This window comes from Geobacillus thermopakistaniensis, from assembly GCF_000498995.1.
In the GTDB taxonomy this organism is placed as follows: Bacteria; Bacillota; Bacilli; order Bacillales; family Anoxybacillaceae; genus Geobacillus; species Geobacillus thermoleovorans.
In genome coordinates this window covers 66086-92861 of sequence record NZ_AYSF01000078.1, presented here as the reverse complement: position 1 = coordinate 92861, position 26776 = coordinate 66086, and the positions used below count along the sequence as shown (strand labels likewise).

29 protein-coding genes and 2 riboswitches are annotated in these 26776 nt (G+C 52.6%); of the genes, 4 read left to right on the top strand and 25 right to left on the bottom strand.

From position 1 onward, the window contains the following. Positions 1-648 (top strand): ABC transporter ATP-binding protein (locus tag T260_RS124480; protein WP_023634430.1); only part of this gene is annotated, 648 nt, incomplete at its 5' end. An 82-nt stretch (positions 649-730) separates the two neighbouring features. On the opposite strand, the gene T260_RS124485 is transcribed toward T260_RS124480, so the two are convergent. Next, on the bottom strand, positions 731-973 hold the full coding sequence (locus tag T260_RS124485; RefSeq protein WP_011230134.1) for a hypothetical protein: 243 nt from the start codon (positions 971-973) through the stop codon (positions 731-733). Between the two features lie 289 nt (positions 974-1262). Between T260_RS124485 and T260_RS124490 the strand changes: the two genes are divergently transcribed. Next, positions 1263-1475, top strand: a complete 213-nt coding sequence (locus tag T260_RS124490) for an alpha/beta-type small acid-soluble spore protein (protein WP_011230133.1) — start codon at positions 1263-1265, stop codon at positions 1473-1475. 84 nt (positions 1476-1559) lie between these two features. Here the strand turns inward: T260_RS124490 and T260_RS124495 are convergent, their stop codons facing one another. The 10 genes from T260_RS124495 to tenA form a co-directional block, all read right to left on the bottom strand. Then, on the bottom strand, positions 1560-2831 hold the full coding sequence (locus T260_RS124495; RefSeq protein WP_011230132.1) for a hemolysin family protein: 1272 nt from the start codon (positions 2829-2831) through the stop codon (positions 1560-1562). 482 nt (positions 2832-3313) lie between these two features. Then, positions 3314-4339: a thiazole biosynthesis adenylyltransferase ThiF gene (locus T260_RS124500; protein ID WP_023634429.1), complete on the bottom strand. Its 1026-nt coding sequence runs from the start codon at positions 4337-4339 to the stop codon at positions 3314-3316. Then, positions 4336-5103 carry a thiazole synthase gene (locus T260_RS124505; protein WP_013146257.1) on the bottom strand — a complete coding sequence of 256 codons (768 nt, stop codon included), beginning with the start codon at positions 5101-5103 and terminating at the stop codon, positions 4336-4338. Before T260_RS124505 ends, T260_RS124500 begins: the two co-directional genes overlap by 4 nt. Positions 5104-5105: 2 nt before the next feature. Beyond that, entirely contained in the window at positions 5106-5309 is a 204-nt protein-coding gene (gene thiS / locus T260_RS124510) for a sulfur carrier protein ThiS (protein ID WP_011230128.1), read from the bottom strand. Continuing rightward, positions 5306-6439: a glycine oxidase ThiO gene (gene thiO, locus T260_RS124515; protein ID WP_011230127.1), complete on the bottom strand. Its 1134-nt coding sequence runs from the start codon at positions 6437-6439 to the stop codon at positions 5306-5308. The genes thiS and thiO overlap by 4 nt, the downstream gene beginning before the upstream one ends. A gap of 3 nt (positions 6440-6442) precedes the next feature. Then, on the bottom strand, positions 6443-7048 hold the full coding sequence (gene tenI, locus T260_RS124520; protein WP_011230126.1) for a thiazole tautomerase TenI: 606 nt from the start codon (positions 7046-7048) through the stop codon (positions 6443-6445). 16 nt (positions 7049-7064) lie between these two features. Next, positions 7065-7847, bottom strand: a complete 783-nt coding sequence (locus T260_RS124525) for an energy-coupling factor transporter transmembrane component T family protein (RefSeq protein WP_011230125.1) — start codon at positions 7845-7847, stop codon at positions 7065-7067. Beyond that, the gene (locus tag T260_RS124530; protein WP_023634428.1) at positions 7847-9298 is read right to left on the bottom strand and encodes an ABC transporter ATP-binding protein; all 1452 of its coding nucleotides are present in this window, start codon (positions 9296-9298) and stop codon (positions 7847-7849) included. Before T260_RS124530 ends, T260_RS124525 begins: the two co-directional genes overlap by 1 nt. A 14-nt stretch (positions 9299-9312) precedes the next feature. Beyond that, positions 9313-9903 carry an ECF transporter S component gene (locus tag T260_RS124535; protein ID WP_023634427.1) on the bottom strand — a complete coding sequence of 197 codons (591 nt, stop codon included), beginning with the start codon at positions 9901-9903 and terminating at the stop codon, positions 9313-9315. Between the two features lie 23 nt (positions 9904-9926). Further along, positions 9927-10610, bottom strand: coding sequence for a thiaminase II (gene tenA / locus T260_RS124540; RefSeq protein ID WP_011230122.1), 684 nt, complete (start codon positions 10608-10610; stop codon positions 9927-9929). Positions 10611-10716: 106 nt separating this feature from the next. After that, a riboswitch (TPP riboswitch) is annotated at positions 10717-10824 on the bottom strand. Positions 10825-10966: 142 nt separating this feature from the next. Here tenA and T260_RS124545 point away from each other — a divergent pair. Continuing rightward, entirely contained in the window at positions 10967-12151 is a 1185-nt protein-coding gene (locus T260_RS124545; RefSeq protein WP_025038991.1) for a class I SAM-dependent rRNA methyltransferase, read from the top strand. A gap of 63 nt (positions 12152-12214) precedes the next feature. Here the strand turns inward: T260_RS124545 and T260_RS124550 are convergent, their stop codons facing one another. From T260_RS124550 to T260_RS124575, 6 genes are all read right to left on the bottom strand, one after another. Beyond that, positions 12215-13420, bottom strand: a complete 1206-nt coding sequence (locus T260_RS124550) for an MFS transporter (RefSeq protein ID WP_023634426.1) — start codon at positions 13418-13420, stop codon at positions 12215-12217. Positions 13421-13637: 217 nt separating this feature from the next. Further along, positions 13638-14174: a YfiT family bacillithiol transferase gene (locus tag T260_RS124555; RefSeq protein WP_011230120.1), complete on the bottom strand. Its 537-nt coding sequence runs from the start codon at positions 14172-14174 to the stop codon at positions 13638-13640. A 55-nt stretch (positions 14175-14229) separates the two neighbouring features. Continuing rightward, positions 14230-15897, bottom strand: coding sequence for a glycoside hydrolase family 13 protein (locus tag T260_RS124560; protein WP_021322503.1), 1668 nt, complete (start codon positions 15895-15897; stop codon positions 14230-14232). Positions 15898-16036: 139 nt separating this feature from the next. Next, positions 16037-16963, bottom strand: coding sequence for a ketopantoate reductase family protein (locus T260_RS124565; RefSeq protein ID WP_031206557.1), 927 nt, complete (start codon positions 16961-16963; stop codon positions 16037-16039). 151 nt (positions 16964-17114) lie between these two features. Next, positions 17115-17318, bottom strand: coding sequence for a YbdD/YjiX family protein (locus tag T260_RS124570; RefSeq protein WP_011230117.1), 204 nt, complete (start codon positions 17316-17318; stop codon positions 17115-17117). Beyond that, entirely contained in the window at positions 17311-19386 is a 2076-nt protein-coding gene (locus T260_RS124575) for a carbon starvation CstA family protein (protein WP_023634425.1), read from the bottom strand. The genes T260_RS124570 and T260_RS124575 overlap by 8 nt, the downstream gene beginning before the upstream one ends. A 304-nt stretch (positions 19387-19690) precedes the next feature. Between T260_RS124575 and T260_RS124580 the strand changes: the two genes are divergently transcribed. Further along, positions 19691-20140, top strand: coding sequence for a hypothetical protein (locus T260_RS124580; RefSeq protein WP_014194961.1), 450 nt, complete (start codon positions 19691-19693; stop codon positions 20138-20140). A gap of 39 nt (positions 20141-20179) precedes the next feature. Here the strand turns inward: T260_RS124580 and T260_RS124585 are convergent, their stop codons facing one another. The 8 genes from T260_RS124585 to T260_RS124610 all read right to left on the bottom strand — a co-directional run bounded on the left by T260_RS124585 (position 20180) and on the right by T260_RS124610 (position 26641). After that, positions 20180-20872: a TerC family protein gene (locus T260_RS124585; protein ID WP_021322501.1), complete on the bottom strand. Its 693-nt coding sequence runs from the start codon at positions 20870-20872 to the stop codon at positions 20180-20182. Between the two features lie 14 nt (positions 20873-20886). Beyond that, positions 20887-21159 (bottom strand): YkvA family protein, encoded by a 273-nt coding sequence (locus T260_RS124590; protein ID WP_011230113.1) that lies wholly within the window; start codon positions 21157-21159, stop codon positions 20887-20889. A 332-nt stretch (positions 21160-21491) separates the two neighbouring features. Continuing rightward, positions 21492-21812 (bottom strand): DMT family transporter, encoded by a 321-nt coding sequence (locus tag T260_RS0120845; RefSeq protein WP_011230112.1) that lies wholly within the window; start codon positions 21810-21812, stop codon positions 21492-21494. Between the two features lie 58 nt (positions 21813-21870). Beyond that, a riboswitch (guanidine-I (ykkC/yxkD leader) is annotated at positions 21871-21973 on the bottom strand. A gap of 108 nt (positions 21974-22081) precedes the next feature. Further along, positions 22082-22372 carry a hypothetical protein gene (locus tag T260_RS124595; protein WP_023634424.1) on the bottom strand — a complete coding sequence of 97 codons (291 nt, stop codon included), beginning with the start codon at positions 22370-22372 and terminating at the stop codon, positions 22082-22084. An 88-nt stretch (positions 22373-22460) separates the two neighbouring features. After that, the gene (gene cydS, locus T260_RS1000000140830) at positions 22461-22562 is read right to left on the bottom strand and encodes a cytochrome bd oxidase small subunit CydS family protein (protein ID WP_011230110.1); all 102 of its coding nucleotides are present in this window, start codon (positions 22560-22562) and stop codon (positions 22461-22463) included. Continuing rightward, a complete protein-coding gene (locus T260_RS124600; RefSeq protein ID WP_011230109.1) occupies positions 22562-23590 on the bottom strand; it encodes a cytochrome d ubiquinol oxidase subunit II in 1029 nt (342 codons plus the stop codon). Before T260_RS124600 ends, cydS begins: the two co-directional genes overlap by 1 nt. Next, positions 23587-24933: a cytochrome ubiquinol oxidase subunit I gene (locus T260_RS124605; protein WP_011230108.1), complete on the bottom strand. Its 1347-nt coding sequence runs from the start codon at positions 24931-24933 to the stop codon at positions 23587-23589. The genes T260_RS124600 and T260_RS124605 overlap by 4 nt, the downstream gene beginning before the upstream one ends. Before the next feature lie 286 nt (positions 24934-25219). Continuing rightward, entirely contained in the window at positions 25220-26641 is a 1422-nt protein-coding gene (locus tag T260_RS124610) for a SpoVR family protein (RefSeq protein WP_013523016.1), read from the bottom strand. Positions 26642-26776: the final 135 nt, after the last annotated feature.

The window sequence follows — 26776 nt, the reverse complement described above, 5'->3', positions numbered from 1 at the left end:
CAAAAGGCACGCAAAAACCCGCCGAAAATGGATGCGAAACTGCGGGTGCAAATGCGCTCAGAGATCGCGAAGCTCCATCAGCGCTTGGAAACGACGACCATTTACGTCACCCACGACCAAACGGAAGCCATGACAATGGCCACCCGTCTTGTCGTCATGAAAGACGGCGTCATCCAGCAAGTCGGGACGCCGCGCGAGGTATACGAAAAACCGGAAAACATTTTTGTCGGCGGCTTTATCGGTTCACCGGCCATGAACTTCCTTCGTGGAACGCTGCAAGACGGCAAGTTTGTCGTCGGCCAAACATCGTTTGGCATTCCGGAAGGAAAAATGAAAGTGTTGCGTGAGCAAGGGTATGTCGGCAAGGAAGTGATTTTAGGCATTCGTCCGGAAGACATTCACGACGAACCGCTCTTCCTTGAAGCATCTCCGGCGACGAAAGTTACCGCTCTCGTCGAAGTCGCCGAGCTGCTTGGCGCTGAATCGATGATCTATTTTAGCATCGACAACCAAGAATTGGTCGCTCGCATCGACGCCCGCACGGAAATCAAGCCGGGCCACCGGATTGACCTGGCGCTTGATATGAACAAAGCGCATTTCTTTGACGTTGAAACGGAACGGCGCATCCGGGCGGCGGATGAAAAGTAACCCCCCATTGTTGTTCATATAGATTCATTCGAAGGCGTTCCGAAAAAACGGAACGCCTTTCCTTTCCACTCCATCAACAGCCTTATTCCTTGATAAAACGCACTTCCTCCTCATGGCAAGTCGGACAGTAAAACAAATGAACACATTCATGATTCGTATACGTGCGCAAATAGCCGTCGACAAGCTTCATGACGTCCGCATCCATGTACGGGCTGTAGTCATCGAAATAATCTGTAACTTTCCCATGATCTTCCATTGGTTGCCGGCAGTAGCTGCAATACACCGTCACCCGGCGCAACCCGTTGCACAGCGGGCATACATTCATGCTGCTTCCTCCTCTAAGATGTTCCTTATCTTTACATATTCCCTAATGGTGACGGCGGTAAAACGTTAAAAATTCCCATATTCTCACCATGCATAACAGGCAAAAAACGTCCCAAACTATGAGTACCGCCAGCGAAATCACCCATCCGTTGCAACAGGGACGCTGGCGAAGCCAAAGGCGGGTGGGCCGGTGGGTTCAGCCAAGCTTGGCACACGCCTTGCAGCGTGAAGTGTTGGTGCAAATCCAACCACCCCAACCATCAAAAATTTTTAAGAGGAGATGATCAACGATGGCACGCAACAATAACAACAACCAACTGTTAGTCGCTGGTGCTCAACAAGCCATTGATCAAATGAAGTACGAAATCGCCCAAGAATTTGGTGTGAACCTCGGCGCTGACACGACTTCTCGCGCGAACGGTTCGGTCGGCGGCGAAATTACGAAACGTCTTGTCGCCATGGCTCAGCAACAACTTGGGGGCCAATTCGGCAACATTCAATAACCGCCTTAACGAACAACTTCATATAGATGGCAAACGCCCCGGGCAGTCAGCCCGGGGCGCTTTCATATGGGAACGGGGAGCGAATCAGGCGCCTCCCGCCTGCTCGGCAAGCGGTTGGCTCAATGAGACAAGCACTTTGCGAATGCGCCGATTGTCGACTTGGCGGACGGTGAACGTCAGCGATCCATATTGCAACGTTTCGCCGACTGCTGGAATACGCTCAAACATCTCAAAAATCCAACCACCCAACGTATGCGATTCGCTCCTTGGCACGTCGATGTTCATCACTTCGCAAAATTCATCCAGCGGCAGTTCGGCGCTGAACTCGAAGCTGTGCTCGTCGATTTGGCGCACCGTTTTCACCGCTTCATCATGCTCATCCCATATTTCGCCGACAATTTGCTCGAGAATATCTTCGAGCGTAATGAGTCCAGCGGTGCCGCCAAACTCGTCGACGACGATCGCCATATGCACTTTGCTTTTTTGCAGCTCCGGCAGAAGATCCGACACTTTCATGGACTCGACAACGAACAACGGCTGGCGCAACAAATCGCGGATGCGCACCTCCCGCTTTTGCACAAGCTCGCTGAAAAAGTCGCTTTCCGACAAAATGCCGATCACGTTGTCAATATCCCCTTCATAGACCGGGATGCGGGAATATTTCTCTTCCAAAAACACGTCGCGAATCTCTTCAATCGGCTGGTTCACTTCCACCGCCACCATATCAGCACGCGGCGTGAAAATTTCTCCGACCAAAATTTCATCAAAATCGAGCGAACGTTGGATCAATTCTTTTTCTTTGTTGTCGATGACCCCTTCTTCTTCACTCAGCTCAACCATCACTTTAATATCTTCCTCCGTAACAGCCGGCACAGCCACCCCATTGGCGAACCTCTTGGCGATTCGATCTTTTAAGGCTTGGAGCGACGCCGTAACCGGCGTCATCAACTTCATCAGCCCATAGGCAAGGCCGGCGTATCGGATGGCGAGCTGCTCCGCATGCTCTTTCGCCATCGATTTTGGCAAAATTTCACCGAAGACGACAAATAATACTGTCATCACCGCCAGCGTGGCAAACAAGCCCATCTGTTCCCCAAGCAACGAAACGGCAATGTCCGTAAAGAGCACGACCGTCACGACGCTGGTGAGGCGGTTGGCCACAGCAAGCGCCAACAACACGCGGTCAAGCTGACCGATCACCGCTTGGAGACGCTTATTGTGCAGATGCTCTTCCGCATAATGCCGCAACCGTGCCTTGCTTGCCGAAGAAAACGCGGCTTCTGCTGAAGCGAACAGTGCATTGGCGAGCAGGGAGAGGAAAAACCACCCGAACAACCTTAACGGCCACTCTTCCAATGAATCTTCACACTCCTATGGATGGTGACTATGTTATTCATATCCATTTTTCCGCCGAATCATGCTTGTAAAAGCCACACTTGCCGCGCTAAGCGGAAACAAAGCGATGCGACCGGCAGCAGCCGTTTTCGCTCTTCCTATCTTAAATATAACAAATTTTTCGCCAACTGACTATAGCTGGCGAGTTATCCTTCCATATAAATCCAGACAACCAAAAAGAAAAATGCGCCGGATGAACCGAGGCGCATCATGATTCAAGCCAACAGGAACCAATCAAATACACAAGAACAAGCAATGAGGCAATGTTGAATGTCACCGACCACTCGGCCATTCGTCTTCCCCTCCCTTTTCTTCCCCTCTTTCATCGTACCATATTGCCGGCGGGAAAAGCAGGGAGGAGAAGGGTGTCTTTTTGACAGTTTGATGAACAAAACAAGGGCGTCCTCCCATCAATGGACGCCCTTATTTCATTTTCCCTCGTTTCAACCTAAATAGCGGTAATAGATCGCCTTTGCCTCCTGCACGTCTTTCGTGCCGTGCACAAGCGCACGGCCGTCGCGAAAGACAACCAATCGCTTGTCGCCGAGCGAAACGGAGACAAGATACGGGTTCGCTTCCGCTTGAAGCCCTTGGCGGCGAAACAGCTCCGCCAATTCATTCAAGTCGTACTGGCGCGGGGCAGGCGGACGGATTTGCACAGAATCGCGCCCGCACAAGACGGCAGTCTTCGTCCGTTGTTCATAGGAAAGAAACGGATAAGATGGATGACGTCCGCACGTCGGGCAACCGTCCTTTTTCACCCCGTCAATGCGAATGGAGGCGTATTCGTTCGTCCAAAGGTCAAACGAAACGAGCTTGCCGCGGAGCGCCGACCAGTCCTCCACTAAAATTTTTAACGCCTCAGCCATCTGATAGCTGACAACCATTTGCACCGCTGGGCTGATAATGCCGGCCGTATCGCACGTCAATCCCCCTTGCGGCACCGTTTCAAGCAAGCAATACAAACAAGGCGTGCGGTTCGGAATGAAGGCGCAGCTTAAACCGTAACTGCCGACACAAGCGCCATAAATCCACGGAATGTTGTACTTGTAGGCAACGTCATTGAGGACAAGGCGCGTATCAAAATTATCTGTCGCATCGATCCATAAGTCAGGGCGTTGCTTGAGGGCGATCGTTTCCAATTCTTCTGGGCCGGCGTCGCCGACAATGGCCTCGATCTCAACCTCGCTGTTGATTTGTTCAAGGCGCCGTTTGGCAGCGATCGCCTTTGGCAGCCGCTCCTTCGCATCCGCTTCGCTGTACAGTTGCTGGCGTTGCAAATTGCTCCATTCGACGTAATCGCGGTCAATGATTGTCAATTTGCCGATGCCGGCGCGAACGAGCGCTTCGGCGTTGCCTGTGCCGAGCGCTCCGGCGCCGACTAACACGACATGCTTTCCCCGTATTTTCTTTTGCCCTTCCTCGCCAATCGGTGCAAATAGTTGCTGCCGGGAATACCGTTCGTTCAAACAACACTCATTCCTTCCGTTGGACTGCTCGCTGACGCGTACCGTTTTTTCGGGATGCGTCCGGCTTCATAGCCGAGCCGGCCCGCTTCCACCGCCAGCTTCATCGCTTTCGCCATTTTCACTGGATCGGCCGCGCCGGAAACAGCGGTGTTCAAGAGCACCCCATCCGCGCCAAGCTCCATCGCCAGCGCCGCGTCCGCCGGTCCACCGATGCCGGCGTCGACAATGACCGGCACGTTCGCCTGCTCAATGATAAAGCTCAAATTGAGCGGATTGATGATGCCTTGCCCGGACCCGATCGGCGAGGCGCCCGGCATGATCGCATGGCAGCCAAGCTCCTCTAGCCGCTTCGCCAGCACGACATCATCGGATGTGTACGGCAACACGATAAACCCTTCCTCAAGCAGCATTTCCGCCGCTTTCAACGTCTCGATCGGGTCTGGGAGGAGCGTTTTGTCGCAGCCGATCACTTCTACTTTTATCATATCACACAATCCGGATGCCTTGGCGAGTCGGGCGATGCGCACCGCTTCTTCGGCCGTTTTCGCCCCGGCGGTGTTCGGCAAAAGCTTATATTTGCTTAAATCGAGCTGCTCTAAAAAGTTCGGCTGCTCCGGGGAAAAGATGTTCATCCGCCGGACGGCGAACGTTAAAATTTCCGCCCCTGATGCTTCCACCGCTTCTTTTTGCACGTCCAAGCTCGGATATTTGCCCGTGCCGAGCAACAGCCGCGAAGAAAATTCATATGGGCCAATTTTCAACATCATCAACCGCCTCCTACAAAATGAACGATTTCCACGCGATCACCATCGCATAGCACCGTCGTCCCATACTCATGTTTTTGGATGATGCGGACATTGACTTCGACGATGCAAAGCTTGTTCTCAAGCCGGAAATGGGCAAGCAAATCGCCCACCGTTTTCACCTCGTCGGGCACGGCGACCGTCTCCCCGTTAATCACTAACGTCATTCCACCCCCACCTTTCCGATATGGCGTGTCAACGAAAATGGCGCAAGATCAAACGCCGTCTCTTTCCGCTCCACTAAGTCGGCGACAAGCAGACCGGTCAATGGGCTGAGCAAAATGCCGTTCCGGTAATGTCCGGCAGCGACGAATAAGCCGCGCCGCTCCGGATGCTCGCCTAGATAAGGCAAGCCGTCTTCGGTCTGCGGCCGAATGCCGCTCCATGATGCCACCCATTCCGCCTGTTCGATGTCCGGAACAAGGTGGGCGGCGCGGTGAAGCAAGTTCATCACCCCACCGGCCGATACACGTCGATCGAACGTGCCGGGCGTGGACGTCGCTCCGATGAGCAGCCGGTTTCCTGATTTCGGAACGATGTAGCAGCCGTTTTTCGCAAATACAGTCGTTTGCAACAACGGAACCGGGGCGCGCACCATGACGCATTCTCCTTTGACCGGATAAACGGAAAGCGAAAGCCCGACCCGCGCGCCGAGCCGCGCCGCCCAAGCGCCGGAAGCGATGACGACCGCCTCGGCGGCAAACGTCCCGCCTGTTGTGTCTAACACATGCCCACTGCTGTCGGAACGGATGTCGAACACTTCCGTATACTCGTACAGACAAGCGCCGGCGGAGGCGGCGGCATAGGCAAGAGCGGCGGCCAAATCCGGAGCGCTCACTTGCCCATCGCCAGGGATGTACATCGCGCCGGCAAGCGCTTCCGCCGCAAGACGCGGCTCCATTTCAAGCGCCTCCCCTTTCGTGAGCCACTGCACCGGTTCGCCTATGCCCCGCCAAAATGTATAATGGCGATAGAGATCGTCTGCTTCCTCTTCCGTTGTCGCTAGTTTGATCAATCCTTTTTCGACAAGGCCGATATCGATGCCGGTCCTCTCCCTCAGCTCTTCAGCCAAGGCCGGCATGAGAGCTCGGCTTTGCAAGGCAAGCGGCACAAGCGGGCTTGACGTCGAAAACTCGGATTGCGCCCCAAGCATGCCGGCTGCCGCGCTTGACGCCCCGCTTCCCATCGTTCCTTTTTCAAAAATGGCGACGCGATGCCGCCGCTTGGCGAGCTCAAAACCGATGGCCGCCCCAATCACCCCGCCGCCGACGATGGCGACGTCATACCGATGCGTCATCCCCTATCCCCTCCCTTTCACGATGTCTGCCAGCCGTTTAGCCTCAGCAACGGGGTCAGCAGCGAAAAAAACAGCCGACAATACTGCCACCCCGGCTGCGCCCGCTTCCAGCACCCGACGAGCGTTGCCGGCGTGAATGCCGCCAATGGCGATGACTGGAATGGACACGGCGGCCGCGATTTCCGCAAGCGAGTCCAGACCGCGCGGCGGCAAACCGGGCTTGCTGTCCGTCGGAAAAATATGGCCATACAAACAAAAGTGAGCGCCATCCTGTTCGGCCTGTTTCGCCTCCTCCGACCCGTGCACCGAGCAACCAACCGTCAAGTCCGGAAACGAGCGGCGGACGGCGCGCACCGGCAGGCTGTGATAAGCAAGCTGCACACCTTTGACACCGTAGACAGCGGCGACATCAACCCGGTCATTGACGATGATTTTTTGCAGCGGCACCCCGACGCGAAGCAGTGCCGCGACAAACGCCGCCACTTCACGCGCCGTCTTCCCTTTTTCGCGAATATGAATCAGGTCGGCATACGGATGGGTGTGCGCACAAATCGCGGCAAATTCGTCAACCGTCTGACGCCCGGTGGAAACGAAATGGAGAACCCCCATCGCCATCCCTTTCTTTCTACCGTACATCGCTTATAGAAATATACGGATAATGAACACCGACATAGTAGGCGGCGAACATCAAAGCGGCAAACAAGGCGACAAGCCAAATATCATATTTGCCGAACCCGATTTCATAATAAAACGTGCGCCGCCCGCTGCCGGAAAATTGTTTCGCTTCCATCGCCACGGCGATGCGCTGGGCGCGGCGGATGCTTTGCGACAACAGCGGAATGGCGTAGCGCTTCACTTTGCTGAGGACGCCCTTATTCGGCACGCCGCGCACTGTTAACGCATAGCGGATCGCCTGAAACTCTTCAAGCATAATCGGCAATAGGCGAACGGCCGCCAAAAAACTGTACGCATACTTTGGCTTCAGTCTCAACTGCTGCATGAGCGAATAAAACAACGGAACCGGCCGGGTCGTCAGCGAAAAAATCAATCCGAGAAGCCCAAGCGCCAAAGCGCGAAACCCGATGTGCACCCCGCGCCAAAAACTTTCCGCTGTAACATGGATGAGCCCCCAGCGAACCCATGTCGTCGTTCCCTCGCCAAACATCATCATCGATGAAGCCGTCGAAACAAACACGAGGAAAAACGGCAAAAACAGCCAAAACAACACATTCGCCGGATAGCCGGTGCCAAAGCAAAACAAAACGAAGAGAGCGAGCGAAACGTTAATCAGCACGTTCGGGTTATGAATGAACAACACAGCGAAAAAGAGCACGACAAGCACAATGAGCTTCAAACTCGGGTTCGTCTCATGAAGCCATGTCTCGCGGCAGCGAACCTCCCATTTCATCACCCTGCCCCACCTTCCGCCAACACCGGCTCTCGGATGTCAAGCCGTTCGTCCCGAACGAGCGCCCCATCTTCAATCACCCACTGTCTCGTCGCAAAGCGGCGGACGATTTGTTCGTCATGTGTAACCATCATGATCGCCGCCCCTTGTTCACGGTATGCTTCAAGCATTTCGAGCAACGCGAACGTATTTTTTGCATCTTGCCCAAATGTCGGCTCATCAAGCAAAAAGAGGCGCTGGCCGGCGACGATCGAAGCGGCGACGCTCAACCGCCGCTTTTGTCCGACCGACAGTTGGTACGGGTGCTGGTCTTGCTGCTCAACAAGGTCAAATTCACGCAACAGACGGTCGACGATTCCCTCAATTTCCTCTTCCGGCCGCCCCTCAAGCCGAAGCGAGTAGGCGAGCTCTTCGCGAACGGAATGGGCGACAAATTGCCATTCCGGATTTTGGAAAACGAACGCAATATGGCGGTAAAGCGGGTGTTGCCGCTTGATGTCGGCGCCTAGCAGCATATACTCTCCGTCCGTGCGGATGAGTTGCATAAGCGCGTGCAGCAACGTGCTTTTACCGGCGCCGTTTTTTCCGGTGACGGCAATCCATTCGCCGGCGTGCACCGTTGCTTCAGGAACATAGATTTTCGCCTCCCGGCCGCGGAACCCGCGAAAACGGGCGAGGCGAAGAAGCTCCTCGCCTCGATGGCGATTTCGCCGCCTTGCCGTCCGGTCATAGTCATCCCAGACGCCTGGATACCAAATCCCTTCAGCGGCAATGACGTCTTTATAGTCGGAAAACACCGCCTTCGCCTCGCCGTCGGCGATGATGCGCCCATCGCGGCCGAACAAGACAATGCGATCCACAAAGTCGAGCACATGGTCAATTTTATGCTCGACGATGATGACCGTTTTGCCGCGGCCCACCTGCTTCACCGTTTGCCATACCGCCTTCGTCCCTTCTTCATCAAGCAGCGCCGTCGGCTCATCCAAAAACAAGACATCCGGCTCAAGCGCCAGCACCGAAGCAAGAGCCAATCGCTGCTTCATTCCACCGGAAAGCGTATGAATATCCGTATGCGGAGCGATCTCCAAACCGACTTGGTTCAGCAGGGCACGGATGCGGACGGGCATCTCGTGGCGCGGCACGCTTCGATTTTCGAGGGCAAAAGCGATTTCCTCGTCCGCATACGGCATGCAAAATTGCGCATCAGGATCTTGGAAAACATAGCCCCACCGTTCCGGCCGCTTAAGGCGCTCCGCTTTCATCGGCACATCGATCGAGCGGGGAATGATGCCAGCCATCACTTGCAATAATGTCGACTTGCCGCATCCGGACGGACCAAGGAGGAGCACTTTCTCCCCCTCGGCAATCGAAAGCGACAAGTCGCGAAACAGCAGCCCGTCGCTCCCGGGAAATTTCAGGCGCAGCCGATCAATCGCAATTGCTTGTTTCATCGCCATTCGCCGCCTTACCGGTTCAATGCATCGTAATCGTCTTTCGAGGCCGGCCGCCACATTTGCGTCACTCCGGTTTTTTCGAGCGCTTTCGCCAATGAAACAGCAAGCACGCCGGAGATGAGGATGGCGCCGATAAAACGCGCCAGCAAAAAGAGCGCCATATTCCATGGGGCGAGCGCCTCAATATAGCCTTTGTAAAAGTCCATGATGAGCGAGCCAATCGTCGCCCCGACCGCGCCGAGCGATACAACGAACGTATCAAAGCGCCGATAGCGGAAGGCGGCAAAGACGAGCTCGGCCAACAGCCCTTGAACGACCCCGTAAATGAGCACTTCAAGCCCCCATTGCGATCCCATGATCAGCTCGCCGGACGAAGCCGCAATCTCCGCGAGCAACGCCACCCCTGGCTTGCGAATGAGCAAATAAGCGAGCGAGGAGGCGATAAACCACATGCCGTAAATGAGTTGATCGAGATGAAACCCTACTGCTCCCACCGCGCTATATAGCGGGCCCCATAATTTGTAAATAATGCCAAACACAATCGCAATGACGATCGTCGTTAAAATATCCACCAATTTTAACCCTTTTGTCTTCACTTCCATCCTGTTCTCCTCCTTGTCTCACGTCAACGGCTCGCCGCCAATTCAGCCGACGGCCACTGCTCAAGCCGATACGCCATCTCCCAAAACTCGTACTCATATTCGCTGCTGATGAGGAAATGCCGCTTCATCCGATGGCGATCCTCTTCGGTGACCTCGTCAGCGATGTCGTCAAGCCGCGCGATTTGCTCTTCCACAAGCGAGCGGAACCAGTCCGAACTGTAGGTGCCGATCCATTTTTCATAAATCGGATCGTTCGGGCGGCACGTTTTCAAGCGCTCGCCAATTTCGTAATACAGCCAGTAGCACGGCAAAATGGCGGCGATAACATCACCGAGATGCCCTTCGTACGCCGCGCGGTACATGTGCGACGTATAGGCGTACGCCGTCGGCGCCGGAATGAACGCCGCCCTTTCCTCTTCTGTAATGCCCAAGAGCTCGGCGAACGTTTCATGCAGAGACAGCTCGGCTTCGCACGTGCTTTGTGCATGGTGCGCCAACCGGGCTGTCGTCGCCAAATCCGGCGATTTCGCCGCCCCGATCGCCTGCACGCGGGCAAAATGGCGCAAATAATAGGCATCTTGCATCACGTAATAGCGAAACTTCTCGCGCGCAAGCGTCCCTTGGCCAAGCTCCTGAACAAACGGATGGCGGAAACTCGCCTGCCAGATCGGATCGGCCGCTTGGCGCAATTGTTTGGCAAATGACATTCGTTTTCCCCCTTTTTGGCAAAATAAAAACGCCGCTTCCTTTGCCGATTGGCGTAAAGAAAGCGGCGTGGGCATGCGACGTTGGCAAGGCAAAGCCTAGCCTTGCTGTGCTGCTCCTCCACTTCCCTACGCTGGCATTACCCAGATCAGGTGCTAAGGGTCTCAAAGGCACACTTTGATCTCAGCCTTTCTAAAGGCCCCCCTAGTGGATGATGGTGCAATTTTCAGTTTTCTTTACACTTAATCATACCATGGCACGAACGATTGTCAATCTTTTTTTCTCCGACGTTGCGCTATGCGTTGCAATCCGCTATGATGGAAACGCAGCAATTGACGACGGAATGGGAGTGGAAACGATGGCGAAGGTCATCCTGAAAAGAGAACGGAAAAAACGGCTTGAGCAAGGGCATCCATGGATTTTTCAAAGTGAAGTTGACCGCATCGAAGGCGATGCTGCGCCGGGCGACTTCGTTGACGTTTACAATCATCAAGGGTATTGGCTGGCGAAAGGATATATCAACCCCGCTTCGCAAATCATCGTCCGCGTCTTGACGCAAAACCCAAACGATGAACTCGATGAGCGCTTTTTCATCGACCGCATCCGTCAGGCGTGGGCGTACCGTGAACGGATGATTCCCGGCGTTCGCTCCTGCCGCGCCGTCTATGGCGAAGCCGACTTTTTGCCCGGATTGATCGTCGACAAATATGAAGATGTGCTTGTTGTGCAAATTTTGGCGCTCGGCATGGAAAGGCGGAAAGACTGGATTTTGCGCGGCTTGCTTGACGTGTTTGCCCCAAGGGCCATTTATTTGCGCAACGATGTGTCCGTTCGGGAGCTTGAGGGTCTCAAACAAGAAAAAGGCTTTTGGTACGGGGAAGCGGAAACGGAAATCGAAATCGAGGAAAACGGCGTGAAATACATCGTCGATATTGAAAACGGACAAAAAACAGGCTTTTTCTTCGACCAACGGCAAAACCGCGCCGCTCTTCGTCCGCTCATCGGTCCGGAGACAACCGTGCTCGACTGCTTCACCCATACCGGCTCGTTTATGCTAAACGCTTGTCTGTATGGGGCAAAACATGCTACTGCCGTCGATATTTCTGAACATGCCATCGAAACGGCGAAACGGAACGCCGCGTTAAACGGATTCACGAACGTTGAATTTGTCGTCGCCAACGCCTTCGACTATTTGCGCGAGTCGGTGCGCGCCGGCAAACAGTGGGATGTCGTCATCATCGACCCGCCGGCGTTCGCGAAATCGGCCCATGCCGTCCCGAAGGCGCTGCGCGGCTATAAAGACATTAACTTAAACGGATTGAAGCTTGTCAAAGACGGCGGCTTTTTCGTCACATCAAGCTGCTCGTACCACGTCCGCCCGCACCTATTTCAAGAGATGATCGCTGATGCGGCATTTGACGCGAAAAAAGTGCTGCGCCAAGTATATTGGAACGGCGCCGGCTACGACCACCCGAAACTCCTTGCCGCGGAAGAAGGCGACTACTTAAAATTCGCCATTTACGAAGTGCATTCCCGGCGGTGACGAGCCGCCCTCAAAGGCCGTTTCGATGCGCCGCTGGGCAGAAAAAACGCCTAGGGGTTATCCCTAAGCGTTTTTTCGTTCCCTGGGGCGAAGCGATTGTTCTTTATGCAAGACCGACAGATAGACAAGCATCGAAAGGAACACCGAACCGCTAGCAGCTAAATAAATGCTCGGATAGCCGAACCAATGGCTGATTTGGCCAAACACTATCGCCCCGACGCCGACCCCTAAATCAAAAAACGAGAAAAATGTCGCGTTCGCCATTCCCTTGCGGTGGGCAGGCGCCCGCTCGACGGACCACGCCTGCAGCCCCGGTTGCACCATGCCAAAGCCGAAACCGTACAGCACCGCCGCCAAAAGCAACGCCCATTCTCCCGGCAGCCAAGCGAGAAGAAGCATCGCCAGCAAAATAAGCCCCGCACCAGGGAGAAAGACGGCCCGATGCCCTTTTCGGTCATACAACTGGCCAGCGAACGTTCGCGTCACCATCAAGGCAAGCGCGTAAAGCAAAAAGTACAGCTGCAGGCCGCCGATCTGTTTTTGCGCCGTATATAGAGGCAAGAATGAGGCGATGCCGCCGAACGTCACCGTCAAGAAAAACAACAGCAACGACGGGGTCAAAGCGCTTTTTTCATACAAATCCCATCTGTTCGCCCCTTTGCCATGCACGGCTTCCGCTTTTTTATACGTGATTGCGGCGGCAAACAGCACCGAAGCGACTCCAAGCGCCGCACAAATGGCAAACAGATGGCTAAACGGAATCATAGCGGCAAGCACAAGTCCAAGCGACGGACCAAACGCCAAGGCGATATTCCCAGACAGCCCGTAATAGCCCATTCCTTCCCCGCGGCGACTCGCTGGAATGATGTCCGTCGCCACCGTTCCGGAAGCGGTTGTCGAAAACCCCCAGCCGATTCCTTGGACGACCCGCATCAAAAAGAGAAGGAAAATGCTTGAGACCAAGCTGTAGGAACCGACAGAAATGACAAAAATGAGAAGCCCCAATAAAAACACAAACCGGCGCCCTTTCGTCTCAAGCGCATGGCCGGCGAACGGACGGACGATGAGCGCCGAAAACGTAAACACACCGACGACAACGCCAATCAGCTGATCATTGCCGCCCAAATGCTCGACAAACAGCGGAAGGGTCGGCAACGTCATTTGAAACCCAAGAAACACAAAAAAATTGGCCAAACAAATCAAAACAAAATCTTTCGTCCATATTTTTTCTTTTTGTTCTGCAATAAGCGGCTGCTGCTCCGCTCCCATACCGATCCCCCTTGCGAACTATGTATTTCGTGTCCCTTAATATTTGTTAGTATAACATAATCCTATGCCGCCGTTTAAGCAAAATGCTATTTCACCGTTCTCCCGGCAGGATGACGACAAAAAAGCCCCGCCCAGCCGGCGGTTCCCGGGTGTTGTTTGCGCAGCACCATCCTTCTATGATGCATGAAGAAAAAAGCCGCCGAAGAATCGGCAGCCTTTACCATCCTTTTCGTTTGCGCAACGACGCAACTTGCGCGGTATGATGCTTCCCATGCCATGCATACAACGCGGTCAATACATACAGCGGCATCTCCCCCGCTGCCCCTTCCGGCCGAACGGTTCGGTGAAAATCTGCCTCCGTCATCGATTCAAGCAACGCCGCCCATCGCGCATGCAGCCCGTCAAGCAATAAAAGCGACGGTTCAATGGGCAACAAGCAAGCATCGGCCGTTTTCGCCCATTCGCTTTCCGCAAACGGCTTCACCGTTGGGCCGTCTTCCGTCACTCCCCATTTCGTGCGCAAAAACGCATTCATGCTTGCATCAGCCAAATGATGGACGACTTGGGCAACCGTCCAGCCGCCTTCGCGGTACGGCGTGTTCAGCTGCTCATCGTTCAAGCCGGAAACAGCGGTTCTTAAGTCGCTCGGCAGCCCGCGGATGGCAGCAATCCACTCTTGCACCTCCCCAGCCTCAAACTGCTGCGGCGCTTGAAACGTTCCGATCGGGTAGCGAATCGGATCGACCGTTGCCATGTTGATCATCTCCCTTCCGTATGCATTTATTCCACACGGAAAGGCAAATTCCTTCTTATTCTTTCCAGATGTATACGCGCGCCTCGTACGGCTTCAGCTTAAAACGCGTCGCATTTTTATGCGGACGGACCGGGTAGTTCGAAAGCGCCAAATCGCTTGACTGAAGGCGGAAGCCGTCATAGCGGTAAAGTGAAGGACGATCGGATACGTTGACAATGATAAGCGCCCGATCGCGGCCAAGCGTTCTTGTGTACGCGTAAATGGATGGGTTGTTTTCCAAAAGCAGATCGTACGTTCCATAAACAAACAGCTCGTTCGCTTTCCGAAGCTGAATCATTTGTCGATAAAACGACCATACCGAGTTCGGGTCGCGCCGCTCGGCCTCGACATTGATCGTACGATAGTTTTCGTTCACCTTGATCCATGGCGTACCTGTCGTGAATCCAGCGTTTGGGGCACCAGACCATTGCATCGGGGTGCGCGAGTTGTCGCGCCCGGTTTTCCAAATGATCTTCATCACTTCCTCATGTGTCCGGCCGTTCGCCCGTTCGAGTTCATACAGACGCAAGGCAGCGACATCGCGGTAGTCGCGAATGTCGGAGAATTGCACGTTCGTCATCCCGATCTCTTGCCCTTGGTAAATGAACGGCGTCCCTTGCATGAAAAAGTAGAGCGCGCCAAGCGCCTTCGCGCTCTCCGCCCAATACTCGCCGTCATTTCCCCATGTCGACACTGATCGAGGCAAGTCGTGGTTTTCCAAAAAGAGCGCGTTCCACCCACGGTTTTCCAATCCTTTTTGCCATTTCGTCAACGTCCGCTTCAGCCGGCGGACATCGATCGAACCATCGGCTTTCCTTTTCCAAAGCCCTAAATGCTCAAACTGAAAAATCATATGAAACACGCCGTTTTCTTCCCCGACCCATTGTTCGGCCTCATCAACCGTTACTCCGTTCGCCTCGCCGACCGTCATAATGTCATATCGTGCAAACGTTTGCTCTTTCAACTCTCGCAAATACTCCATAATCCCTGGCTGGTTCATGTGCGCAGCAAATGACGGCACGTACTTCAGCCCCTTCGGATTTGGCAAATCGGGAAGACCCGGCTTTTTCTTAATGTGGGAAATCGCGTCGATGCGAAAGCCGTCGATGCCTTTATCCAGCCACCAGTTGATCATGTCATACAGCGCTTGGCGCACCTCGCTGTTTTCCCAGTTCAAATCGGGCTGTTTCACATCGAAAAGATGTAAATAGTACTGACCCGTCCGCTCGTCATACTGCCATGCCGAGCCGCCGAAAATGCTTTCCCAGTTGTTCGGTTCGCGCCCATCTTTGCCGTCGCGCCAAATGTACCAGTCGCGCTTCGGATTGTCTCGCGATGACCGCGATTCGATAAACCACGGATGCTCATCACTCGTATGATTGATGACCAAATCCAAAATGATTTTCAACCCGCGCCGATGGGCTTGGGCAAGCAATTCATCGAAGTCATCCATCGTTCCAAACTCATCCATAATGGCATAATAATCGCTGATGTCATATCCGTTATCGGCGTTCGGCGACCGGTAAATCGGACAAATCCAAACGATGTCGACTCCAAGCTCCACCAAATAATCCAGCTTTTCGATGATGCCGCGAAGATCACCGATGCCGTCGCCGTTGGCATCCATAAAGCTGCGAGGATAAATTTGATACGCAACGCCTTCTTTCCACCATGTTTTTTTCAAGGCTGCCTCCTCCTTGTGCACACGTTTTCACTATTAACTGTACACTATATTGGTGCGGTAAACAACTTCTCTTTTTCTCAAAAAACAGCCGTTTGGCGGGGCTGCACGCTCCTGCCAAACGGCTGGGTTGAACAACTGGTCACTCACCGGTTGCGCGGCTCGCTTCGTAAATTTTTAAATTGTGATATACCACCTCGAGCATCGGAGCATGGATGCCATGCCGCTTCGCCAATGCTAGCAAATACCCTTGCAAATGATCGGCTTCAATGAGCTGTCCTTTTTCCATATCGCGCTGCATGGACGATTTCATCGTTGGGGCGATCTGCTCGAGCTGGGTGCGCTGCCGCTCGGCCATTTCATCGGTCAGCGGCGCCCCATGCGCCTGAATGATCGTTTTGATTTCCCGAAACAGCCGATCGATGATGACGCTCCCGTACTCCCCGGAACGGATCGGCCCGATCGGGGCGCGGAACAGCGTTGTCACGCCCGACATCGTCGCGATAAACAAATATTTGTTCCACATATCAGCTGCAATTTGTTCGCTTAGGCGAAAGCAGGCGTTAGCGCCGGCAAACAACGATGCAAGCACCTCCGTTCGCTCGCTCCGCCCGTTTGGCCATTCACCGAAACGCATCTCATGCGCCGGGCTCGTTTGGATGATCTCCCCTCTCTCGTTTAACGTCGTTTCGATAAAGCAAAGCCCGCCTAAGACATTCTCGCGGCCGAACGCCTTCCATAACGCATCCATATGGGCCATGCCATTTAACAACGGCAAAATCATCGTCGCCTCTCCAACATACGGTTTCGCGTCGGCGATGGCGCCGTCTAAATGGTACGCTTTGCTTGAGAACACGACAAGATCAAATGGCTCGGCCGATTCGCCGGCAACAAGCAATTTCGGCGCCAATCTCACATCGCCATGGACACTGTGGATGACAAGCCCATATTTCTCCAGTTCCTGTTTTCTGCGCTCGCGAACAAGAAACGTTACGTCCACCCCTTTTTCAAGCAGACGGCCGCCGAAATACCCGCCGACCGCTCCTGCTCCGACAAACAGAATGCGCATCATATGTACAGCTCCTTTCTCCACTGAGGGTTGATCCAACGCTCCCAACGTCTTTCACAAAAACCATGCCGCCAATCGAACATTTTCTCAGCGATGATGAACAAGAAGAAAAAAGGAAGAAGGGAACGCGCCCCTCCTTCCTTCCCGTTTGCTAGCAGCAACGCGACACTTTGCCGCCTTTAGCATTGTAGCGTGCCTCTTGCGCCTCGCAGAAAAACTCTTTCCGCGACTTAATCGGCTCGCCAGGATGATGGGTTTTCATATGCTCGACATATTTTTCATAGCTCGGCACACCGACAAGCAAGTCAAGAAACTGCCGGCGATAAGCCAAAACGTTTTGCAGCCATTTAGGCATAGTGCTTCGCTCCTTCTCCATCGCGCGGCACGTACGGCGCTTCCTTGAGCGGCACATGTTTGTTTTGCAATACTTTGATCCAAATGTTCAACGCCGAGATCAGCATCGCGATCACAACGAGCATGAAAATCGCGCACAATGTCGCATCAATGTAATCGTTCATAATAATTTGCCGCATTTGCGCCTCATTCGTTGCCGGCGCCAAAATTTTGCCTTGGCTCAAGCTGTCTTGGAACATTTTCGCATGCGACAAGAAACCAATTTTGACATTTTCGTGGAACAGTTTTTGATACCCGGCTGTCAGCGTGACGACCAAAAGCCATGTTGTCGGCACGAGCGTGACCCAAACATATGCCTTTTTGCCCATTTTAAATAGAACCGTCGTCGCAAACAACAAGGCGATGCCAGCCAACATTTGATTGGCGATGCCAAACAGCGGCCATAGCGTGTTGATGCCGCCGAGCGGGTCGACGACGCCTTGGTACAGGAAGTAACCCCACGCCAGTACGCAAAGGGTCGTAGCGATCAAGTTCGAGGCAAGCGAATCCGTTTTGCCGAGCGGTTTGTAAAACGTGCCCATAATGTCTTGGATCATGAAACGGCCGACGCGCGTGCCGGCGTCAATCGTCGTCAAGATGAACAGCGCTTCAAACAGGATGGCAAAGTGATACCAGAACGCCATAAGCGCCTTGCCGCCGATGACGCTCGATAAAATGTGCGCCATCCCGATCGCCAACGTCGGCGCCCCGCCCGTGCGTGACAACACCGTTTGTTCGCCGACGTCTTTCGCCAGCTCCGTCAGCATGTCAGGGGTGATCGTAAATCCCCACGACGACACGACTTTGGCCGCCTGAACGACATCCGTGCCGATCACTGCCGCCGGGCTGTTGATGGCAAAATACGCCCCTGGCGTCAAGACGCAAGCCGCCACCATCGCCATAACCGCGACGAACGACTCCATCAACATCGCACCGTAGCCGATCGGCCGCGCATGGCTTTCAAGCTCAATCATCTTCGGCGTTGTGCCGGATGAAACGAGCGCGTGGAATCCAGACACCGCGCCGCAAGCGATCGTAATGAACAAGAACGGGAACAAGTTGCCTGCAAACACCGGCCCGGTGCCATCGATAAATTTCGTCACTGCCGGCATTTGCAAGTCCGGCATGACGACGAAAATGCCGAGCGCCAATCCGACAATCGTGCCGATTTTCAAGAACGTGCTCAAATAGTCGCGCGGCGCCAACAACAGCCATACCGGCAACGCCGAAGCGACAAAGCCATAAATGATCATTAAGATGGCGATCGTTTCCCCTTTTAGCGTAAACATCGCCGAGAGCGTCGGGTGCTCCGCGACATATTGCCCGACCACGATCGACAAAATCAACAGCACAAATCCCCCAAGCGACGCTTCAGCAACGCGCCCTGGACGGATGAAGCGCATGTAAATGCCCATCAAAATCGCAATCGGAATCGTCGCGGCGATCGTAAACATCCCCCACGGGCTTCCGACAAGCGCTTTCACGACAACGAGCGCCAATACGGCCAATAAAATAATCATAATGCCCAAAATGCCAAGCGCTGCGATAAAGCCCGTCACCGGACCCATTTCTTCCTTAATCATTTCGCCGAGCGACTTCCCGTTGCGGCGCATCGAAGCGAACAAAATGACAAAGTCTTGCACCGCTCCGCCGAGCACAACGCCGATCACAATCCAAAGCGTCCCAGGCAGATAGCCCATCTGCGCGGCCAAAATCGGTCCGACAAGCGGTCCCGCACCCGCAATAGCGGCAAAGTGATGGCCAAATAGCACCCATTTGTTCGTCGGAACATAGTCCTTCCCGTCATTGAACACTTCCGCTGGCGTTTTCCGGTTATCATCAAGACCAAACACTTTGCGGGCGATAAACCGGCTGTAAAACCGATAAGCGACCGCATACGTGCAGACGGCGGCGACGATAAGCCACATGGCGTTGACCGATTCGCCGCGGCTTAAAGCCAAAATGGCAAACGCTGCGGCCCCAAGGACGGAAATCAGGCCCCATAACAAAATCGATTTTAGCCCCTTCACACGGCTTCCCCCTTTATTTATTTGTCAAAATCCTTTACGTCACTATTATATTCATTATTCTGAAAAATTTAAAGTATTTTTTTATCTTCAGCTAACATATCGTTTGGTTCTATAGGAAAGTTTTCCTGCATTCCTATTGCAAAAAAGTATAAAACAAGTCTTTGGCGCAAAAAATGTAATTGCACCCATCGGCTTAACCAGCAACTGACCATGAAGCACCCATCGATTGTCTCCAGCTCCATCTGACGGTGCAACGGACAAAGCAACGATCAACTAATATTATCTCAGTAAAGGGTTCGAGAAGGTGAAAGCGATCGAAGCATTGTTATGGAGCATTGCTTTGCCTGGATTCGGGCAACTGTTGAACAAAAAGTATATAAAAGGAATTTTGTTTATTGCGTTGGAATTTGTGATTAACACCCAATCCCATTTCAATGAAGCCATCCGCCTCAGCTTTTTGGGACGTACGGATGAGGCCGCCCGCATTGTCGATATCGGATGGCTGATGTTTTATCCATGTTTATACTTTTTTGCCATGTGGGATGCGTTTAAAGACGCTGGCGGCGGGCAAACGCCGTACTCGTTTTTGCCGTTTGTCGTCTCCGCCTACTTTGTGACGGTCGGCTTGATGTACTCGTCGCACGTGACGATCGGCGGCGTGTTTTTTGGACCGATTTGGCTGCCGATCTTATCTGTCATCCCCGGGCTCTCCATTGGATGGCTGCTGCAATTTCTGCTGCTGAAATGGAAATAGCCATCCGCTTGGTGATTGCCCAGCCACAAAAGCCGCCAATTATTCATTGGCGGCTTTCGGTTGCGGCTCTTTGGCGCTTTTTCGTTTTTTCATCGTTCCCGCCACAATGACAGCGGCAACAACAAGCAACTCAAATCCATACTTCACGGCAGGATTGGCAAAATACGCCTTTAAAAACGGCTCATCGACGATCATTTTCGCCGCCGTCCAGGCGAGGACACCGGCGCCGATCGTAATAATGATTGGGAAGCGCTCGATCCATTTTAAAATGAGCGTGCTGCCCCACACCATGATCGGAACGGAAATGAGCAACCCAAGAACGACGAGGAGAAAGTTTCCGTGCGCGGCGCCGGCGACCGCCAATACGTTGTCAAGCCCCATCAACGCATCGGCAATAATGATCGTGCGAATCGCCTCCCATAAATTTCCCCCGGCTTCAACATCGTCGTGGCCCTTCCCCTCAACAAGCAGCTTATAGGCGATCCAGACAAGCAGCACGCCGCCGACAAGCAAAAGCCCTGGGATTTTCAGCAGCCAGACGACGAAGATCGTCGCCAACGCCCGGATGACGACAGCGCCTACCGTCCCCCAGACAACGGCCTTTTTTTGCTGGTATTTGGGCAAGTTGCGGGCCGCCAATCCAATCACAATGGCGTTATCCCCTGCCAGCAAAAGATCAATAATGACGATCGACAGCAACGCCGTCCAAAACTCTACTGACAACAGATCCATGGAAGAATCCCCCTTTACAGGTTATATTTTTCTTTTAATGAAACCGGAGCCATCTTAATGACTTGTTGCAAAATAAATAGGAAGACGGCCAAATCATCGATCAAACCAAACAACGCAAGCCAATCCGGAATGAGGTCAAGCGGCAGCGCTATATACAAAAGCAGCAAACCGACGGAAAACAATTTTTTTCGCATTGGCACTTCATGAGAAACGAAAAATTCAAACAAAAACGGTAGAAAACGCCGGACATGGACGATGAAGCGAAGCCGTTTCCACCATTTACGCATGCCATCCCCTCCACTTTTTGTTCTTTTGAAACCGAACCTATCTTCCTTTACGATTATCTTCCCCCCTTTTGTTTCATGAAATGAAAGAAGGCCCTTACCATCTTTGGTAAAGGCCTCCATAAATAAAATAGACCTTTACCAACATCGGTAAAGGTCTCGCTAACAACGTCGCCGTTGCCAACAAAGCCGAGGGCATGCGCCCTGAACTGACGACTTTGCTGTTAAAGCTACTCCCCTTTAACAAAAGAAACTATATTCGTTTTTATATTTTCATGATATTCAATATTTATACCTGTTGTCAACTCTTTTTCTTGACAAGAAATGAATCCAATTTATTGCCCCGCCGTAAACTTCAAACCAATGACTCCGACAAGAATGCAAAGCAAAAACGCCACACGCGGCGCGTTGACTGGCTCGTTTAAAAACAACATGCCGACCAAGGCCGCGCCGAGCGCTCCGATTCCCGTCCACACCGCATAGGCGGTGCCGATCGGCAACGTTTTTATCGCCAGTGATAAAAAGTAAAAGCTCGCCGCCATCCCCGCAATCGTCACAACAGAAGGCCAAAAGCGGGCAAACCCGTTCGTATATTTCAGCGCGATCGCCCATACAACTTCGAACAAACCAGCAACTATTAAATAAACCCACGCCATGCCCCGTCCTCCCTTTTTAGCGAAAATAAAAAAGCCGCGAGAACGATCGAAACGATGCTCCTCCCGGGCTTTTGTCCCTCCGTGCACGCGGCGATGCCGCGCGTTTTCTCTCGGTCGCAGGCCGGCCGCAAAGCAGCCGCGGAACCCTAGAAAACCTTTTTCTTCTTTTTTTCCGCTGTTATTGTACCATGTTTGTGGCCAATCGGCTACTGATTTAACCATCGTGCCGCTGGCATAGCAAGAAAGCAGATGGGACATTCCCATCTGCTTTATACCGGATCGTTATCAACATCGCTGTACGATTCAATCGCTTGATCGAGCGCCCGGTAGGCCTCAGCGAAAGCGTTTGTCGCCGATTCATCTCCCGCCTCGGCCAGCTCCATTCGCGCATTGCGCGCGTGAGTCACCGCACGGATGACATCTTCGATCATTTGCCGTTTATCCCTGGCGCTCGCTTTTAACCGTTCAAGCTCATGAATCGCCCCATCAAGACTCGTCGAGCGCGGTTCGTCAAACGATTGTTCCAGCTGCTCTTTCACACGCTCCAATATTTCTTTCATCATCGCCCATCCTTTCTCTATTCGTTGTCATCCGCTAGTGTGGGCGATTGGCGGCAAACTATGCATTACCAAGACGCTGAAATTGTGTCTACTCATTTACGTGCACATCTTTCAAACCAGCCCAAAACGCGGCGATGATCGACAGGGCGACGATGATCATCGGCGCATACATGATCAAAAATGTTTGCATTATCCTTTTCCCCCTTCCCATTTTCCTTTAACGTACGCCTTGTTAAACAAAAAGAGGCGCATAAGCAAATAAAGTGACGGAATTAATAACAGGAGGCCGGCAATAAACGCGACGATCAACGCCATAGCCATCGTCTCATTCGTAAACCCGTCATAAATCGTCAAATACGGGTACAACAAATACGGATAATGTGAAATGCCATAGGCGTAAAAGGCGAACGCATATTGAAACAACAGCGCAATAAACGCCCAGCCGAACCGCCGCTGCCGCCAAAGCAGCCAAACGGTAATGACAAAAAACAAAAAGGAAATGACCAGCATCCACGCCACATTCCATAGGTTGGCGTAATGCTCGGGATTATGGTAGCGGAGCTGGTAAATAATGAGCAGCGCTGACAACATCGTCGGCCCGCTCCAAAGAAGAGCGTAGCGGCGCAACAGCGCCCGCGCCCGTTCATCCTTGGCCTCGTCCGCATAGTACGTTAAGAAAACGGCAGAAATGTAAAGAACGCTCGTCACACTGAGCAGCACAATGCTCCATGACAACGGGCTTGCAAACAGCTTCCCATAATCCAGCGCAACGCCTGAGGCGCCTGCCTCCACAAACCCGCCTTCGGAAATCGTCAACACGATGGACAGGGAGGCCGGAATAAACAACCCCGTCAATCCATAAGCGATTAAATACCAGTTCCGTTCCGTCCCCCCATACGTATGAAACGCATAGTACGAGCCGCGAATAGCTAACAAAATGATGGAGATGCTCGCCGGGACAAGCAAAATAGAACCGTAATAATACGCCGTTTTCGGAAAAAAGCCGACAATGCCGACAAAGAAAAAGACAAGAAAGACGTTCGTCACTTCCCATACAGGGGAAAGATAGCGCTGAATGATGCGGTGCAAAATATGCTGTTTGTTTGCCCAATGGCTATAGGCGCTGAAAAACCCAGCCCCGAAATCAATCGAGGCAACGATAATGTACCCGAACAAAAACAGCCATAACACCGAAATGCCAATGACTTCGAGCGTCATGGCGCCACCTCCCCGTTATTGGCCCGCTCTGCCAGCTCCCGTTCAACCGGGTTGCGGCGGAACATACGGATGAGCACTGTTGCGCTCGCAATTACTAACACCATATACAAAAGGCAAAACAACACAAGCATCGTATCCACATGCGCCGACGATGTCGCTCCTTCCGCCGTTTTCATATAGCCGCGCAAAATCCACGGCTGCCGCCCGACTTCCGCTAAGTACCATCCCGCCTCAATCGCAGCCATCGCCAGCGGCCCTCCCGCCACCAGCAGTCCAAAAAACCACTTTTTCGCCGTCCACTTCCAGCGGAAAATCGATCCGAGCCAATACGCGGCTGCGACAACCATTAAAAACACCCCGATCGTGACCATCACATCGAATAAGTAATGAATGTACAGTGGTGGGCGTTCATCTTCCGGAACTTCGTTCAGTCCGGTCACAACCGCAGCGGGATGGTTATGGGCCAAAATGCTAAGGGCATATGGAATTTCCAAGGCATATTTCACTTCCCCGTCTTCTTGGAGCGCGCCGAACAGGATCAACGGTGCATGGGAGCTCGTTTCAAAATGCCATTCAGCAGCCGCCAGCTTTTCTGGCTGGTATTCGGCTAAAAATTTGCCCGATAAGTCGCCAATCAATGCACTGGCTACCGAAAAAATAAAAGCTGTTTTCATCATTAAATGAAGTGCCTTGCGATGATAAATGTGACGATTGCCTTTCCATAAATGCCAAGCGGCGATCGAAGCAAGCACGAATGCTGACGTCATATACGAAGTCGCCAGCACATGGGCGACTTTCGTCGGCATCGCTGGGTTGAACATAGCCGCGATTGGATCGATGTTGACAAGCTCGCCGTTTTTAAATTCAAACCCTTGCGGCGTATTCATAAACGCGTTCACCATCGTAATAAACATGGCTGATGCTGAAGACCCAATTGCCACCGGGATAAGCAAAAGCAAATGTTTTTTCTGATTTTCGAACCGATCCCATGTATACAAATAAATGCCGAGGAAAATGGCTTCAAAAAAGAAGGCGAACGTCTCCATGAACAGCGGCAAGCTGATCACTTGGCCAGCCAGCTGCATAAAGTTCGGCCATAAAAGCGACAGCTGCAAGCCGATCGCTGTTCCTGTCACCACGCCGACCGCTACGGTGATGACAAAACCGCGCGTCCAGCGGCGAGCGAGTAAGATGTAATGCATATCATTTTTGCGAATCCCAACCCACTGGGCAATGGCGATCATCAGTGGAATCCCGACGCCGATCGTGGCATAAATGATGTGGACCGTCAGTGTCAATCCCGTCAAAATACGGCTAAGCAGCACCGGATCGTAACCGTTCACGATTCATCCCCCCCTTATGAAAACAAGCGGCCAATCAAGGAAAGCAAGACAACAGCCGCAACAGCAAAGCTAACGAACACAAGCGTTTTTTCATGCCGCTTCCACATATCCATCCCCCCGGGCGAACAAACAGTGGTGAAGAATTTGTGACAACCATCACAAATTATCCACTTCATATTATTTCATAAAATCGGGGACGCTATCCGGCATGATTTCGAATAATTTGTGTCATTTTTCACATATTCATCGTGACAAACAAAAAAAGCAGGAGATCCCTGCCCTCATGTTATAAATATTTCCGATGCACCGTTTTCCCGTCATACGTAAACAACATCGGCTTTTCCTCGACGACCGTCTCCATATGGACCGGACGGCCCCACAACTGATAAATGTATGGGAGCACTTTTTCTAAATACTTCAGATCGAGTTCGATTCCTTCATACCAATGCTTCAAATACAACTCTCCGTTGCGCATATAATCGCCGTCATTGACCGTGATATACGGGAATCCGCCGTTTACCCGCATGCTGACGAGTTGGTCGCGGATATGCTCCCAGTTTTTGTCGACGATTTTATATTCTTTCCCCTGTTTTTGGAACAAATACATATCTTCGCGCATGACGAGCTCTTTCGTTAAATAGTTGCGCAAAAACGAAATGTCGGATTCGAGTTCGCGCACTTCAAAAATTTTCGCCCTCCCCGACCCCGGCTTGACGCCGTATTTTTTCATCTCCTCAGTCGGATTATTCCACCGCTCTTCAATGTCTTCAAAAATTTTCAGTCCTAAATAATACGGATTGATGCCAGTGCGCGACGGTTGCACGACGTTGGCGTTCAGTTTCGCAAATTCAATCGCCTCATCGCTCGTCAAATCCATCTCGCGCAAAATGCGCTGATGCCAATACGTCGCCCATCCTTCGTTCATGATTTTCGTCTCCAGCTGCGGCCAAAAATAAAGCATTTCCTCGCGCATCATCGTTAAAATGTCGCGTTGCCAATCCTCCAGTTCGCGGCTGTATTCTTCAATGAACAATAGCACATCTTTTTCCGGTTGCGGCGGAAACTTGCGCCGTTTTTTTCGCGGCGGCGTTTTCAGTTTGTTTCGCTCGTCAAGCGACCATAAATCGTCGTACGGCGTCGATGTTTTCGGAGGCTCCTCCTCTTCGTACACTTCCGTATCTTCCCACGTCCATGACAGCTTTGGCCGCAGGAGCGAGGGATCGATATGCTCCTGAATGGCCAAGACGGCATCCAAAAATTTTTCCACTTCCAATTTTCCGTATTGATGTTCATAATGCTTGATCCGCTCCGCTGTCGCCGCCATGCTTTCCACCATATCGCGCTTCGTGTTGCTGAAGCGTACGTTGTTTTTGAAAAAGTCGCTGTGGGCCAACACATGGGCGACGATCAGCTTATTTTGGATGAGCGTATTCGTATCGAGCAAAAACGCGTAGCAAGGGTCCGAATTGATGACGAGCTCGTAAATTTTGCTTAACCCTAAATCATAATGAAGCTTCATTTTGTAAAACTGTTTCCCAAAGCTCCAGTGGGAAAATCGCGTCGGCATCCCATAGGCACCAAACGTATAAAGAATGTCCGCCGGGCAAATCTCATAGCGCATCGGGTAAAAATCAAGCCCAAATCCTTCTGCGATTTCCGTAATTTCCGCAATCGCCCGTTCCAACTCTTTCAGCTCGTCCTGCCGCATCCATCTCCCCCCTTTTTCCTCTTATCACAATGTATGAGGGAAACGGCGTTTTGATACGTTCCATCGTTTGGCATGAACGCGCAGCGCCCCATTTTCATTTGTGGACCGTTGGCTTATAATGGTCATATACAAGAA

Bases quoted from the DNA above. Each gene is read 5' to 3' on its own strand.
- T260_RS124485 (WP_011230134.1), bottom strand. From the start codon at position 973: ATGAATGTATGCCCGCTGTGCAACGGGTTGCGCCGGGTGACGGTGTAT.
- T260_RS124490 (WP_011230133.1), top strand. From the start codon at position 1,263: ATGGCACGCAACAATAACAACAACCAACTGTTAGTCGCTGGTGCTCAA.
- T260_RS124505 (WP_013146257.1), bottom strand. From the start codon at position 5,103: ATGTTGAAAATTGGCCCATATGAATTTTCTTCGCGGCTGTTGCTCGGC.
- thiS (WP_011230128.1), bottom strand. From the start codon at position 5,309: ATGACGTTAGTGATTAACGGGGAGACGGTCGCCGTGCCCGACGAGGTG.
- thiO (WP_011230127.1), bottom strand. From the start codon at position 6,439: ATGACGCATCGGTATGACGTCGCCATCGTCGGCGGCGGGGTGATTGGG.
- tenI (WP_011230126.1), bottom strand. From the start codon at position 7,048: ATGGGGGTTCTCCATTTCGTTTCCACCGGGCGTCAGACGGTTGACGAA.
- T260_RS124525 (WP_011230125.1), bottom strand. From the start codon at position 7,847: ATGAAATGGGAGGTTCGCTGCCGCGAGACATGGCTTCATGAGACGAAC.
- T260_RS124530 (WP_023634428.1), bottom strand. From the start codon at position 9,298: ATGAAACAAGCAATTGCGATTGATCGGCTGCGCCTGAAATTTCCCGGG.
- T260_RS124535 (WP_023634427.1), bottom strand. From the start codon at position 9,903: ATGGAAGTGAAGACAAAAGGGTTAAAATTGGTGGATATTTTAACGACG.
- tenA (WP_011230122.1), bottom strand. From the start codon at position 10,610: ATGTCATTTGCCAAACAATTGCGCCAAGCGGCCGATCCGATCTGGCAG.
- T260_RS124545 (WP_025038991.1), top strand. From the start codon at position 10,967: ATGGCGAAGGTCATCCTGAAAAGAGAACGGAAAAAACGGCTTGAGCAA.
- T260_RS124550 (WP_023634426.1), bottom strand. From the start codon at position 13,420: ATGGGAGCGGAGCAGCAGCCGCTTATTGCAGAACAAAAAGAAAAAATA.
- T260_RS124555 (WP_011230120.1), bottom strand. From the start codon at position 14,174: ATGGCAACGGTCGATCCGATTCGCTACCCGATCGGAACGTTTCAAGCG.
- T260_RS124565 (WP_031206557.1), bottom strand. From the start codon at position 16,963: ATGCGCATTCTGTTTGTCGGAGCAGGAGCGGTCGGCGGGTATTTCGGC.
- T260_RS124570 (WP_011230117.1), bottom strand. From the start codon at position 17,318: ATGCCTAAATGGCTGCAAAACGTTTTGGCTTATCGCCGGCAGTTTCTT.
- T260_RS124585 (WP_021322501.1), bottom strand. From the start codon at position 20,872: ATGGATCTGTTGTCAGTAGAGTTTTGGACGGCGTTGCTGTCGATCGTC.
- T260_RS124590 (WP_011230113.1), bottom strand. From the start codon at position 21,159: ATGCGTAAATGGTGGAAACGGCTTCGCTTCATCGTCCATGTCCGGCGT.
- T260_RS0120845 (WP_011230112.1), bottom strand. From the start codon at position 21,812: ATGGCGTGGGTTTATTTAATAGTTGCTGGTTTGTTCGAAGTTGTATGG.
- T260_RS124595 (WP_023634424.1), bottom strand. From the start codon at position 22,372: ATGAAAGAAATATTGGAGCGTGTGAAAGAGCAGCTGGAACAATCGTTT.
- cydS (WP_011230110.1), bottom strand. From the start codon at position 22,562: ATGCAAACATTTTTGATCATGTATGCGCCGATGATCATCGTCGCCCTG.
- T260_RS124600 (WP_011230109.1), bottom strand. From the start codon at position 23,590: ATGACGCTCGAAGTCATTGGCATTTCGGTGTTATGGCTGTTTTTGTTC.
- T260_RS124610 (WP_013523016.1), bottom strand. From the start codon at position 26,641: ATGCGGCAGGACGAGCTGAAAGAGTTGGAACGGGCGATTGCGGAAATT.